Annotated in this window: 13 protein-coding genes; 6 read left to right on the top strand and 7 right to left on the bottom strand. The window is 66.9% G+C overall.

Annotated features, from left to right (window positions below):
• Positions 1-390: 390 nt before the first annotated feature.
• The 4 genes from AC1RLW_RS27970 to AC1RLW_RS27955 all read right to left on the bottom strand — a co-directional run bounded on the left by AC1RLW_RS27970 (position 391) and on the right by AC1RLW_RS27955 (position 4,352).
• Positions 391-825 carry a DUF2147 domain-containing protein gene (locus tag AC1RLW_RS27970; protein WP_062471092.1) on the bottom strand — a complete coding sequence of 145 codons (435 nt, stop codon included), beginning with the start codon at positions 823-825 and terminating at the stop codon, positions 391-393.
• A 43-nt stretch (positions 826-868) separates the two neighbouring features.
• The gene (locus AC1RLW_RS27965) at positions 869-2,665 is read right to left on the bottom strand and encodes an acyl-CoA dehydrogenase C-terminal domain-containing protein (protein WP_493195869.1); all 1,797 of its coding nucleotides are present in this window, start codon (positions 2,663-2,665) and stop codon (positions 869-871) included.
• Positions 2,666-2,739: 74 nt separating this feature from the next.
• Entirely contained in the window at positions 2,740-3,444 is a 705-nt protein-coding gene (locus tag AC1RLW_RS27960; protein WP_070060219.1) for a TetR/AcrR family transcriptional regulator, read from the bottom strand.
• A 149-nt stretch (positions 3,445-3,593) separates the two neighbouring features.
• Complete coding sequence (locus AC1RLW_RS27955) at positions 3,594-4,352, bottom strand: SDR family oxidoreductase (protein ID WP_493195868.1); 759 nt, start codon at positions 4,350-4,352, stop codon at positions 3,594-3,596.
• 108 nt (positions 4,353-4,460) lie between these two features.
• Between AC1RLW_RS27955 and AC1RLW_RS27950 the strand changes: the two genes are divergently transcribed.
• Positions 4,461-5,348, top strand: coding sequence for a LysR family transcriptional regulator (locus tag AC1RLW_RS27950; RefSeq protein ID WP_095743534.1), 888 nt, complete (start codon positions 4,461-4,463; stop codon positions 5,346-5,348).
• Here the strand turns inward: AC1RLW_RS27950 and AC1RLW_RS27945 are convergent.
• Genes AC1RLW_RS27945 through AC1RLW_RS27935 form a run of 3 tightly spaced genes read right to left on the bottom strand, consistent with a single transcriptional unit; the run spans position 5,338 to position 7,708 of the window.
• Positions 5,338-6,186, bottom strand: a complete 849-nt coding sequence (locus AC1RLW_RS27945; RefSeq protein ID WP_493195867.1) for a fumarylacetoacetate hydrolase family protein — start codon at positions 6,184-6,186, stop codon at positions 5,338-5,340. The genes AC1RLW_RS27950 and AC1RLW_RS27945 overlap by 11 nt on opposite strands.
• Positions 6,187-6,221: 35 nt before the next feature.
• Entirely contained in the window at positions 6,222-6,977 is a 756-nt protein-coding gene (locus AC1RLW_RS27940; RefSeq protein WP_493195866.1) for an SDR family NAD(P)-dependent oxidoreductase, read from the bottom strand.
• Complete coding sequence (locus AC1RLW_RS27935) at positions 6,974-7,708, bottom strand: SDR family oxidoreductase (RefSeq protein WP_062471114.1); 735 nt, start codon at positions 7,706-7,708, stop codon at positions 6,974-6,976. Before AC1RLW_RS27935 ends, AC1RLW_RS27940 begins: the two co-directional genes overlap by 4 nt.
• A gap of 165 nt (positions 7,709-7,873) precedes the next feature.
• On the opposite strand from AC1RLW_RS27935, the gene AC1RLW_RS27930 reads away from it, so the two are divergent.
• Genes AC1RLW_RS27930 through AC1RLW_RS27910 form a run of 5 tightly spaced genes read left to right on the top strand, consistent with a single transcriptional unit; the run spans position 7,874 to position 13,206 of the window.
• Positions 7,874-8,581: a FadR/GntR family transcriptional regulator gene (locus AC1RLW_RS27930; RefSeq protein ID WP_062471117.1), complete on the top strand. Its 708-nt coding sequence runs from the start codon at positions 7,874-7,876 to the stop codon at positions 8,579-8,581.
• 47 nt (positions 8,582-8,628) lie between these two features.
• A complete protein-coding gene (locus AC1RLW_RS27925; protein WP_307582850.1) occupies positions 8,629-9,639 on the top strand; it encodes a sialic acid TRAP transporter substrate-binding protein SiaP in 1,011 nt (336 codons plus the stop codon).
• 9 nt (positions 9,640-9,648) lie between these two features.
• Positions 9,649-10,206, top strand: a complete 558-nt coding sequence (locus AC1RLW_RS27920; RefSeq protein WP_070060225.1) for a TRAP transporter small permease — start codon at positions 9,649-9,651, stop codon at positions 10,204-10,206.
• Between the two features lie 31 nt (positions 10,207-10,237).
• On the top strand, positions 10,238-11,632 hold the full coding sequence (locus AC1RLW_RS27915; RefSeq protein WP_095743531.1) for a TRAP transporter large permease: 1,395 nt from the start codon (positions 10,238-10,240) through the stop codon (positions 11,630-11,632).
• A 47-nt stretch (positions 11,633-11,679) separates the two neighbouring features.
• Positions 11,680-13,206 carry a UxaA family hydrolase gene (locus AC1RLW_RS27910; protein WP_307582846.1) on the top strand — a complete coding sequence of 509 codons (1,527 nt, stop codon included), beginning with the start codon at positions 11,680-11,682 and terminating at the stop codon, positions 13,204-13,206.
• Positions 13,207-13,215 lie beyond the last annotated feature (9 nt).

Below are 13,215 nucleotides of genomic sequence, written 5' to 3'. Positions count from 1 at the left end.
TTGCCCCTTGAGGGGAGGCTGCTACACGAAGTGAGCAGCACGGGAGTGGGTCAAGCTATCAAGAACAAAAGGGAATCTCCGCTGCATCGATGACGCGCTATGCCGAGTCCGATTCGGCACCTGATGTCGGTGGCGATTCGTCTGCTGCCAGTGAGTTCGCAAGGAGAACCAGTCCTCCCAAACCAAACAGACCGCAGATCGCCCAACCGAAACCGACCCACCACGGGAATGTCGCCGAGGCGCCTCTGTACCCGGTAGCAATGGGGACAGTTGCGAATATCCCAAGAAAGAAGATGACAGCGGCCGCACCAGCAGCAACCGCCACGAGGGCAAGGCCACCGATCAACTTTCCAGATGAGACGCTCATGTCACATGGCCTCCGTTGCGCACTTACTGCACACGGTTCCAGGTTTGGGTGCGCCAGAAGGGGCCGAGGTAGCCGCGCACTTCCAGCTTCTTGCCGCCGTCAATGGGCGTGAAGCTCGCGCGGTACTCCTTGCCGTTCTCGGGGTCGAGGATCTTCCCGCCTTCCCAGACGTCCTTGCCCTCGGCCTTCTTGCCGCCACGGATGATCTCCAGGCCCGCGATGGGCTTGCCCTTGCGGTCGTCGGCGCATTCGTCGCAGGTGGCGTCGGGCTTGGTGTCTTTCTTCAACGACTTCTCGATGCGACCGAGCAGCGCGCCGTTGGCGTCGGCGATGCGGATCTCGGCCTTGGCCTCGCCGGTCTTGTCGTCGACATTGCGCCACAGGCCCACCGGCGTGCTCTGGGCCATGGCCGAGACGGCGGTGACGGTGAACAAGACGGCTGCAAGCGTTGCTTTCATGAGCGGGCTCCCGGTGGGTCGATGAAGAAAGGCTGTGTGTCGCTTAAGCGAGTGCGGCGTCGGTGTCCATCAACACCTTGCTGCCGGCGCGCGCGGTGCGCATCAGCATCACGGTCTCGGGGAACAGCTTGGCGAAGTAGAAGCGTGCGGTCTGCAGCTTGGCGACGTAGAACGGATCGTTGTTGCCGGCGGCGATTTCGCGCAGGGCCACTTGCGCCATGCGGGCGAACAGGTAGCCGAACACGAAGTGGCCGGCCACGCGCAGGTAGTCGACGGCGGCAGCACCCACTTCGTCGGGGTTCTGGAAGCCCTTGAAGCCGATCTCGGTCGTGAACTTGGTGAGTTGGTCGCCCAGCATCGCGATCGGGCTGATGAACTCGGCCATCTTCTCGTTCACGCCTTCTTCTTCCACCAGCTTGGCGACGAGCTTGCCGAACTTCTTCAGCGAAGCGCCGTTGTTGCCCAGGATCTTCCGGCCCAGCAGGTCCAGCGACTGGATGGTGTTGGTGCCTTCATAGATCATGTTGATGCGGTTGTCGCGCACGAACTGCTCCATGCCCCATTCCTTGATGAAGCCGTGGCCACCGAAGACCTGCATGCACGAATTGGTCGCGATGTGGCCGTTGTCGGTGATGAAGGCCTTGACGATGGGCGTGAGCAGCGCGACCAGCTCGCCGCTGTCCTTGCGCACCTTCTCGTCGGGGTGGTTGTGTTCCTTGTCGAGCAGCAGCGTGCAGAAGATCTGCAGCGCGCGGCCGCCTTCGGCGTACGCCTTGGCTGTGAGCAGCATCTTGCGCACGTCGGGGTGCACGATGATGGGGTCGGCTTCCTTGTCCTTGGCCTTCACGCCCGAGAGCGAACGCATCTGGATGCGGTCCTTGGCGTAGGCCAGCGCGTTCTGGTAGGCCACTTCGGTCAGGCCCAGCGACTGGTTGCCCACGCCCAGGCGAGCGGCGTTCATCATCACGAACATCGCAGCCAGGCCCTTGTTGGGCTCGCCCACCAGCGTGCCGGTGGCACCTTCGATCACGATCTGCGCGGTGGCGTTGCCGTGAATGCCCATCTTGTGCTCCAGGCCGGCGCAGAAGATCGGGTTGCGCTCGCCCAGCGAGCCGTCGGCCTTGACGTGGAACTTGGGCACCACGAACAGGCTGATGCCCTTGCTGCCCTTGGGCGCGTCCGGCAGGCGGGCCAACACCAGGTGAATGATATTGCTCGTCATGTCGTGCTCGCCGGCCGAGATGAAGATCTTGCTGCCGGTGATGCGGTAGGTGCCGTCCGCCTGCGGCTCGGCCTTGGTGCGCAGCAGGCCCAGGTCGGTGCCGCAATGGGGTTCGGTCAGGCACATGGTGCCGGTCCACTCGCCGCTCGTGAGCTTGGGCAGGTAGGTCTTCTTCTGCGCGTCGGTGCCGTGCGCGGCCAGTGCCTCGTAGGCGCCGTGCGACAGGCCCGGGTACATGGTCCAGGCCTGGTTGGCGCTGTTGAGCATTTCGAACAGGCACTGGTTCACCACGAACGGCAGGCCCTGGCCGCCGAAGGCCGGGTCGCACGACAGCGCGGGCCAGCCGCCTTCGACGTACTTGGCGTAGGCGTCCTTGAAGCCCGTGGGCGTCTTCACTTCGTGCGTGGCCTTGTCGAGCACGCAGCCTTCTTCGTCGCCGCTGATGTTCAGCGGGAAGGTGACTTCGGCCGCGAACTTGCCGGCCTCTTCGATCACGGCGTTGATGGTGTCGGCATCGGTCTCGGCGTGGGCCGGCAGTGCCTTGAGTTCCTCGGCGACGTTGAGCACTTCGTGCAGCACGAACTGCATGTCACGCACGGGGGGGTTGTAGGTAGGCATCCGGGACTCTCCTGGTCGAAGCTAGATAGATTGGAAAAACGAAAACGGAAAAACGAAACGGGCAGCCGTGGCGCTCAGCGCACGGTCTTGAGCCGGCGCGTGCCGCGCGCGGCGGGCGCGGACTCGGCGGCATTGGAAGCAGGCGGCGCGTCCGGCGTGGCGGCGCGCGCAAGGATGTTGTCGAAGCCGACGTTGGCGCGGCCGATGGAGCCGGGCACCTGCAGGAAGCGGGCTTCGTAGTGCAGCGCGAGGATCAGGCCGTGGATCTCGAACCCGACCTGGCGCTCGTCGGCGTCGGCGCGCAGGTGGCCTTCGGTCTTGGACTGCACGATGGCGCGCAGCACGGCGGCCTGCCAGATGCTGACCGACTCGACCAGCGCGTCGCGCACGGGGCCCGGGCGGTCGTCGAATTCGGAGGCGCCGCTGATGTAGATGCAGCCCGAGTCGATCTCGGTCGAGGTGCGCTTCATCCAGTTGGCGAACATGGCGCGAAGGCGCGGCAGGCCGCGCGGGGCCTGCAGGGCGGGGAAGAACACCTCCTGCTCGAAGCGGGCGTGGTATTCGCGCACCACCGAAATCTGCAGTTCCTCGCGCGAGCCGAAGTGGGCAAACACGCCCGACTTGCTCATCTTGGTGATTTCGGCCACGGCGCCGATCGACAGGCCCTCGAGCCCGATCTGCGCGGCCAGTGCCAGCGCGGCGTCGACGATGATGGCCTTGGTCTGCTGGCCTTTGGGGGCGGCGCGAGCCGGCTTGGCGGGAACGGCGGTGGCAGACATCGTGAAAGCTCCGAATAAAACGAACGGTCGTTCTATTTTGCAGGGGCTTTGCACTTTTGACCGCAAATGACCTTGGTCCGCGGTAGGTTAATGAAGGCTAGCCAAAGCAAGGGGCGACCGCCAGAGGGTCGCACCCTTGCCCGGCGGGATCAGAACTCCTGCGACACGGGCCGCAGCACGACCTCGTTGATGTCCACGTTCGCCGGCTGCTCCACCGCATAGACGACGGCGCGCGCCACCGAATCGGCCGGAATCTGGTTGGCGTCGTAGAAGGCCTTCACGCCGGCGGCGCTCTCGGCGTCGCTGCTGCCGAACTTCAGCTCCGAGTCCACCGCGCCGGGCGACACGATGGTCACGCGCACGCCGCTGTTGCCCACCTCCACGCGCAGGCCTTCGGAGATGGCCCGCACCGCGTGCTTGGTGGCGCTGTAGACCGTGCCGATGGGCGTGAACACCTTCAGCCCGGCGATCGACGCGACGTTCACGATGTGGCCGCTGCCCTGCGCCTGCATGCGCGGCAGCACGGCGGCGATGCCGTAGAGCACGCCCTTGATGTTGACGTCGATGGTGCGGTCCCACTCGTCGACCTTGAGCTTGTCCAGCGGCGACAGCGGCATCACGCCCGCGTTGTTGACCAGCACGTCGATGCGGCCGAAGGCCTCGACGGTGGCGGCAGCCAGCCTTTCGAGGTCGGCGCGCTGGGCCACGTCGGTGGCCACGGCGATGGCGTCGCCGCCGGCCTCGCGGATCTCGGCGACGACCTGGTCGAGCCGGTCGGTGCGGCGGGCCGCGAGCACCACCTTGGCGCCACGCGCGGCCAGGTGGCGCGCCGTCGATTCGCCCAGGCCGCTGCTCGCGCCGGTGACGATGGCGACCTTGCCCTGGATGTTGTCTTGAATGGAGGTCATGGGAATTTCCTTGGGGTGTGTTGAAGAAGTGCATGCAGTGTGGAAAATCCACGCGTTCCAGTAAATGAAACTCTGGCGACTTCAGAATTCCCCAAAAAGGAACACCCCATGTCCAACCGCCTCGAAGCCCTGCGCGTGTTCTTCACCGCCGCCGATGCCGCCAACTTCCGCGAGGCGGCCGTGCGCCTGTCGGTGTCGCCGCAGGTGGTGACGCGCGCCGTGCGCGAACTCGAAGAAGAACTGGGCGAGCCGCTCTTTCACCGCAGCACGCGCGGCGTGCAGCTCACCGATTTCGGGCGCCAGTTGGCCGAGCGCGCCCGCGTGGCCGTGGGCGGCGTGGACGAGCTCTTTCACCGCATCGACCGGCGCGCGCTGTCGCAGCACACGGGCACGGTGCGGGTCACGGCGCCGCATGTGTACGCCCGGCTGATTCCGCAGGCGCTGGCGCCGCTGCTGGCGCAGCATCCCGGGCTGGTGCTCGACCTGCGGCTGTCGGAGCAGCATGCCGACGTGGTCGACCAGCAGATCGACCTCGGCGTGCGCGTCGGCCCGATGCGCGACGCGCGCTTCGTGGCGCGGGGCGTGGGAAAGATGTCGCTGTGCGTGGTGGGCTCACCCGCACTCGTCGAGCGGGTCGGTGCGCCGCGCACCGTCGATGCGCTGTCCGGGCTGCCGGTGACGGCGCTGATCGACCACAGCTCGGGCCGGCCCTGGCCGTGGGCCTTCAGCAAGAAACGGGTGTTCACCGTGTCGTCGCCCGCGTTCGTGACGGACAACATCGACGCCGAATGCGCCGCGGTGCTGGCGGGCATCGGCTTCGGCCAGCTCATCGGGCCGCTGGCGCAGCCGTGGCTGCAGTCGGGTGCGCTGGTGGAGGTGCTGGCAGCCGAGGCGCCCGAGCCCTGGCCGATCCACGTCTACCGCCCGCAGCGCGCGCCGGTGCCGGCGCGCGTGCGGCTGGTGTACGACGAGCTGGTGCGCGTGCTCAGAGCTTGAAGGGCACCACTTCCTGGCGCTGCTCGCCCAGGCCTTCGATGCCCAGCGTCATCACGTCGCCCTTCTTCAGGAACAGCGGCGGCTTCATGCCCATGCCGACGCCGGGCGGCGTGCCGGTGGTGATCACGTCGCCGGGCATCAGCGTCATGAACTGGCTCACGTAGCTCACGAGCTTGGCCACGCTGAAGATCATGGTCTTGGTGCTGCCGGTCTGCACGCGCTGGCCGTTGAGGTCGAGCCACATCGCGAGCTTCTGCGGGTTCTCGATTTCGTCGCGCGTGACGAGCCAGGGGCCGATGGGGCCGAAGGTGTCGCAGCCCTTGCCCTTGTCCCAGGTGCCGCCGCGCTCGATCTGGTATTCACGCTCGCTCACGTCGTTGATGGTGCAGTAGCCGGCCACGTAGTCGAGTGCGCTCTTTTGCGAGACGTAGCGCGCCTTCGTGCCGATGACCACGCCGAGTTCGACTTCCCAGTCGGATTTCACCGAGCCCTTGGGCAGCATCACCGGGTCGTTCGGGCCCTGGATGCAGCTGGTGGCCTTCATGAAGACGATGGGCTCCTTGGGCACCGGCAGGCCCGACTCGGCCGCGTGGTCCGCGTAGTTCAGGCCGATGGCGATGAACTTGCCGACGTTGGCCACGGGGCTGCCCAAACGCGGCTTGCCCTTGACCAGCGGCAGCTTGTCGAGCTTGGTCTTGCGCAGCTTGGCCAGGGCGGCATCGCCGAGTTGGTCGGGACCGATGTCCTTGACGATGGCGCTCAGGTCGCGCAGCTTGCCTTCGTTGTCGATGAGGCCGGGCTTCTCTTTGCCGGGGTTGCCGTAGCGGACGAGTTTCATGCGTTCCTTTCAGTGCATTGAAATAGGGAATGGGGTCAGTAGGTGGAGCGGCCACCGGAGAGGTCGAAGACCGCGCCGGTGGAAAACGAACAATCGTCGGTGCAGAGCCAGCCGACCATCGCGGCCACCTCTTCCACCGTGCCGAAGCGGCCCATGGGAATCTTCGAGAGCATGAAGGCGATGTGGTCGGGGGTCATCTGGTCGAAGATGGCGGTCTTCACCGCCGCGGGCGTCACGCAGTTCACGCGGATGCCGGTGTCGGCCAGCTCCTTGCCGAGCGACTTGGTGAGCCCGATGACGGCGGCCTTGCTCGCACTGTACGCGCTGGCGTTGGGGTTGCCGTCCTTGCCCGCCACCGAGGCGATGTTGACGATGCGGCCCTCGCCCTTCGTGCCCTGCCTGCGCATCTGCGCCACCACCTCGCGGCAGCACAGGAACACGCCGTTGACGTTGACCTCCATCACCTGGCGCCAGTCGTCCACCGGGTAGTCCCACAGCTTGACGTTGGGCCCGGTGATGCCGGCGCTGTTGACCAGCGCATCGATGCGCGGCGCGTGGGCGAGCGTGGCGGCCACGGCCTTCGCGACCGAGGGCTGCTGCGTCACCTCGACCTTCAGTGCGAAGGCCTTGGCGCCCAGCGCTTCGGCCGCGCGCACCGCGGCGGCCTCGTCGCGGTCCCACAGCGTGACGCTGCCGCCCGAGGCGACGAGCCGCTGCGCGATGCCGAAGCCCAGCCCCGTGGCACCGCCGGTGACCACCGCGTGGCGGCCTTCGAAATCGAGCCGGTTCATATCGTGATGCCGCCGTCGACCGTGAAGTACTGGCCGGTGGCGAAGATGGATTCGTCGCTCGCCAGGAAGACGACCACCGGCGCGATCTCCTCGGCCTGCGCGAGCCGGCCCATGGGCTGGCGCGCCACGAAGGCCTTGCGCGCGGCCTCGGGGTCGGCGTTGGCGTTGATGCGATCGCCCAGCGAGGGCGTGTCGACCGTGCCCGGGCACACGGCATTGCAGCGGATGCCGCGGGCCACGTAGTCGGCCGCCACGCTCTTGGTGAGGCCGAGCACGGCCGCCTTGGTGGTGCCGTAGACAAAACGGTTGGGCAGGCCCTTCATGCTCGAGCACACGCTGGCCATGTTGATGATGCTGCCGCGCCCCGCCGCGAGCATGCCGGGCAGCACGGCCTGGATGGTCCACATCTGCGCGCGCACGTTGAGGCGGAAGGCAAAGTCGAGGTCGTCGTCGCCGGCCTGCTCGATGGTGCCGTTGTGCACCACGCCCGCGCAGTTGAACAGCACGTCCAGCGTGGGCAGCTGCGCCACGACCGCGCCGATGGCGGCCTTGTCGAGCACGTCGAGCTTCAGGGCCGTGACGTTCGCCACGCCGGCATAGGCCGACAGCAGCTGCTCGTTGACGTCGGTGGCCCACACATGGGCGCCCTCGGCCGCGAGCGCCAGCACACTGGCGCGGCCGATGCCCTGGCCGGCGGCGGTGACGAGCACGGTCTTTCCCTTCAATCTCATGGTCGGTGTCTCCTGGGGTGTTGTGCGGATGCGGGGTGGGTTCGGGTTAGGCCCGATGGGTGACATCTGTGAATCGCCGTATTCTGAATTGGCCTTACCACTTGTCCAATTCAGGACAACCCTTAAGCCGATCCACCGCCTCGCCCGCACCCACTGCCTGCTCCCGTGCCGCTCCAGACCGTCGAACCCCAACGCCTTTATCGTCAGATTGCCGACCAGCTCCGGGGGCTGATCGCCAAGGGCGAGTTCGACGTGGGCGCGCGCCTGCCCGCCGAGCGCGACCTGGCCAAGCAGCTCGGCGTGAGCCGGCCCTCGGTGCGCGAAGCGCTCATCGCGCTGGAGGTCGAGGGCTGGGTCGAGGTGCGCACCGGCTCGGGCGTGTACGTGCTCGACCGCTCGCACCGCGCCAGCGCGCCGGTGGCGCCCACCGAGTGGGGGCCGCTGGAGCTGATCCGCGCGCGCCGCGTGATCGAGGGCGAGACCGCCGCCATCGCCGCCCTCTCGGGCAAGCGCAAGGACGTGGACGCGATGACGCGCGCCATCGCCACCATGCGCGAGATGGCCGACCGCAACGTCATGCCGCTGGACGGCGACCGCGCCTTTCACCTGGCCATCGTCGGCGCCAGCGGCAACGTGGTGCTGGTCGAGACGGTGCAGGGCTTCTGGGATTCGCGCCGCGGGCCGATCTTCACGCGGCTGGGCGGCTACTTCGAGACCGTGACCTCATGGCGCGCCGCCATCACCGAGCACGAAGCCATTCGCGACGCCATTGCCGCGCGCGACGCCGACGCCGCGCGCAGCGCGATGCACACGCACATGGACAACTCGCACCACCGTTTCAGCGCGAGCTGGCGCCGCGCCAAGCCCGCCTGATTTCTCGCCAGCCTTCCTGCCAGTTCACTACAACGGAGACACACCCCATGATCAGCAGCAGCAAGAACAGCAAACGCACCGCCCTCAAGGCCCTGGCCGCCTGCGCCCTCGCAGCCGGCGCGCTGGGCGCAACGGGCATCGCCTCGGCGCAGACCAAGCTCAAGTGGGCGCACGTCTACGAGACCTCGGAGCCCTTCCACAAGTACTCGGTGTGGGCGGCCGAAGAGATCAAGAAGCGCAGCAACGGCAAGTACGACATCCAGGTGTTCCCGGCCTCCAGCCTGGGCAAGGAAGCCGACATCAACCAGGGCCTGACGCTGGGCACGGTGGACATCGTGCTGACCGGCGCGAGCTTCGCGGGCAACAGCTACAAGCCGCTGGCCATCACCTACTTTCCGTTCATCTTCCGCGACGCGGAGCACCAGCTGAAGTACGCCAGGAGCGACGTGTTCAAGGAGCTCGCCAAGGGCTACGACGACAAGACCGGCAACCACATCACGGCGCTCAACTACTACGGCGCGCGCCACGTCACCTCGAGCGCGGCCAAGCCGGTGAGCAAGCCCGAGGACATGAAGGGCCTGAAGATCCGCGTGCCCGACGCGCCCGCCTACCTGGCCTTCCCCAAGTCGCTGGGCGCCAACGCCACGCCGATCGCCTTCGCCGAGGTCTACCTCGCGCTGCAAAGCGGCACCGTGGATGCGCAGGAGAACCCGCTGCCCACCATCGAGGCCAAGAAGTTCTACGAGGTGCAGAAGAACATCTCGCTGACCGGCCACATCGTCGACTCGCTGCTCACCGTGGTCTCGGGCCAGCTGTGGGCCAAGCTCAGTGCCGACGAGAAGAAGATGTTCAACGACGTGATGCAGGAAGCCGCCGAGAAAACCGGCCGCGAGATCATCGCCTCCGAGACCCGGCTGGTGGAGGAGTTCAAGAAGAAGGGCAACAACGTGATCACGGTCGACAAGGGCGCGTTCCGCGAGGCCGTGCTCAAGAACACCAAGCCCACCGACCACGGCTACCGCCAGCAGGACTACGACCGCATCATCGCGATCAAGTAAGGCCACACGATGAGCGACGACAAGCTGCTGGGCGACGACGGCGAGTTCCACGCCAAGGACGAGGCCGTCGACCTGTCCGGCACCACCGTGGAGGCCTGGGCCGCCCTGGGCATCTTCTGGGTGCTGGGCCTCACGGTGCTCTACCAGTTCGTGACGCGCTACGTGCTGAACGACTCGGCCTCCTGGACCGAGGAGATCGCGCGCTACCTGCTGGTGGGCACGGTGTTCGTGGGCGCGTCGATCGGCGTGGCGCGCAACAACCACATCCAGGTCGACTTCTTCTACCGCCACATGCCGCCGGCCATGGGCCGCGCGCTGGGCCTGCTGGTCGACGTGCTGCGCACGGCGTTCTTCGCGGCGGCCGTGGTCATGACGGTGCAGATGATGCTCAAGATCGGCAACAACGCGAGCATGACCATCGTCGACCTGCCGATGAACATCGTCTACGGCGTGTGCCTGCTGGGCTTCGTCGCCATGTGCGTGCGCTCGGTGCAGGTGAGCGTGGTGCACTGGCGCCGCGGCTACTGCGTGCTGGAGCGGCCCGAATCCACGATCGACGACCGCTGAGGTCGCAACCCCACTCCATCACGACAACAACATGCTGAAGATCGCCTTCCTGCTCTTCATGAGCGCCGGCATCCCGGTCGCCGTGGCCATGGCCGGTGCCTCGCTGGTCTACATCCTCTGGAGCGGCAACCTGCCGGGCTTCGTCGTCATTCACCGCATGGTGAGCGGCGTCGACAGCTTTCCGCTGCTCGCCGTTCCCTTCTTCATCCTCGCCGGCAACCTGATGAACAACGCCGGCATCACCAACCGCATCTACAACTTCGCGCTCGCGCTGGTGGGCTGGCTCAAGGGCGGCCTGGGGCACGTGAACATCCTGGGCTCGGTGATCTTCTCGGGCATGAGCGGCACTGCCATCGCGGACGCGGCCGGCCTGGGCACGATCGAGATCAAGGCGATGAAGGAGCACGGCTACTCGACCGAGTTCGCGGTCGGCGTGACCGCGGCCTCGGCCACGCTGGGGCCGATCATTCCGCCGAGCCTGCCTTTCGTGATCTACGGGATGATGGCCAACGTGTCGGTGGGGGCGCTGTTCATCGCGGGACTGATGCCTGGGCTCATCATGACGCTGCTCATGATGCTCACGGTGGCCTACTACGCGCACAAGAACGGCTGGGGCGCGGACGTGAAGTTCCAGTGGCCGCGCCTCATGAAGGCGCTGGTCGAGCTGCTGGTGGTGTGCCTGTGGCCCACGCTGCTGTGGTTCGCAGTCGACAAGTTCGGCGCGCCGGCCCAACCGGCGGTGGCCATTGCGCTGGTGATTCTTTTCGCGGCCGACAAGGTCTTCAAGTTCGAGGCGGTGCTGCCGATCATGACGCCGGTGCTGCTCATCGGCGGCATGGCGACGGGCCTGTTCACCGCCACCGAAGGCGCCATTGCCGCCTGCGTGTGGGCGATGGTGCTGGGCTTCTTCTGGTACCGCACGCTGCAGTGGAAGATGTTCGTCAAGGTCTGCCTGGAGACGGTGGAGTCGACCTCCACGGTGCTCTTCATCGTGGCAGCCGCCTCGATCTTCGGCTGGATGCTGACGGCCACCGGCGTCACGGCCGACATCGCGAGCTGGGTGCTCAACTTCACCAAGGAAGCCTGGGTGTTCCTGCTGCTGGCGAACCTGCTGATGCTGTTCGTGGGCTGCTTCCTGGAGACCACCGCGGCCATCACGATCCTGGTGCCGATCCTCTTGCCGATCTCGAACCAGCTGGGCATCGACCCGGTGCACTTCGGCGTGGTGATGGTGCTCAACCTCATGATCGGCGTGCTGCATCCGCCGATGGGCATGGTGCTGTTCGTGCTGGCGCGCATCGCCAACCTCAGCATCGAGCGCACGACGATGGCGATCCTGCCCTGGCTGGTGCCGTTGCTGTTGAGCCTGGGCATCATCACCTACTGGCCTGCCACCGTGCTGTGGCTGCCGAAGATCATGCAGTAACGACCACCGCCGGCGCACCCGCGCCGGCTCCGAGAACGATACCCACGATGACTCCCTACATCCGACTCCATCCCGCCGACGACGTCGTCATCGCGCGCTCACAACTGCTGGGCGGCACGCTCGTCGAGAACGTGGCCGTGCGCGGCCTGATTCCGCCGGGCCACAAGGTCGCCATGCGCGCCATCGCGCAGGGCGAACCGGTGCGCCGCTACAACCAGATCATCGGCTTCGCGAGCAAGCCCATCGCCGCCGGCGAGCACGTGCACACGCAGAACCTGGACATGGGCCCCGACAAGGGCGACTTCGAACGCGACTACGCCTTCGGCGCCGACGTGAAGCCCGCGCCCGCGAAACGCGAGGCCACCTTCATGGGCATCAAGCGCGCCGATGGCCGCGTGGCCACGCGCAACTACATCGGCGTGCTGACCAGCGTGAACTGCTCGGCGACAGCCGCGCGCGCGATCGCCGACCACTTCTCGCGCAAGACCAATCCGCAAGCGCTGGCGGCGTTTCCGAACGTCGACGGCGTGGTCGCGCTGACGCACGGCACGGGCTGCGGCATGGACACGCAGGGCATGGGCATGCAGATCCTGGAGCGCACGCTCACGGGCTACGCCACGCACCCGAACTTCGCGGGCGTGCTGGTCGTCGGACTCGGCTGCGAGGCGAACCAGATCAACGCCTGGCTCGCGACGGGCCACCTGGCCGAGGGCGAGAACTTCCGCACCTTCAACATCCAGGACACGGGCGGCACGCGCAAGACGGTCGAAAAGGGCGTGGCGCTCATCAACGAGATGCTGCCCCGCGCCAACGCGGTGAAGCGCGAGCCGTGCAGCGCGGCGCACATCACCATCGGGCTGCAGTGCGGCGGCTCGGACGGCTACTCGGGCATCAGCGCGAACCCGGCGCTGGGCGCGGCGGTCGACCTGCTGGTGGCGCACGGCGGCACGGCCATCCTCAGCGAAACGCCCGAGGTGTACGGCGCCGAGCACCTGCTCACGCGCCGCGCGGTGAAGCGCGAGGTCGGCCAGAAGCTCGTGGACCGCATCAAGTGGTGGGAGCACTACACCGAGATCAACGAGGGCGAGATGAACAACAACCCCTCGCCGGGCAACAAGGCGGGCGGGCTCACGACCATCCTCGAGAAGTCGCTGGGCGCGGTCGCCAAAGGCGGCACCAGCAACCTCGAGGCGGTGTACGAGTACGCCGAGCCCGTGACCGCGCACGGTTTCGTCTACATGGACACGCCGGGTTACGACCCGGTGAGCGCCACGGGCCAGGTGGCCGGCGGCGCGAACCTGATCTGCTTCACGACCGGTCGCGGCTCGGCGTATGGCTGCGCGCCCTCGCCTTCGCTCAAGCTGGCGACCAACTCGGCGCTGTGGCAGCGGCAGGAAGAAGACATGGACATCAACTGCGGCGAGATCGTCGACGGCACAGCGTCGATTGCGGAGATGGGCCAGCGCATCTTCGAGCTGGTGCTGGCCACCGCCTCGGGCGCGCACTCCAAGAGCGAGCAGCACGGCTACGGGCAGAACGAGTTCGTGCCGTGGCAAGTCGGCGCGGTGATGTGAGGCCCGCGC

It is taken from the genome of Variovorax sp. GW822-FHT04A09, from assembly GCF_058801005.1.
The sequence above is the reverse complement of the archived record's forward strand: the minus strand, read 5'-3'. Positions and strand labels throughout refer to the sequence as shown.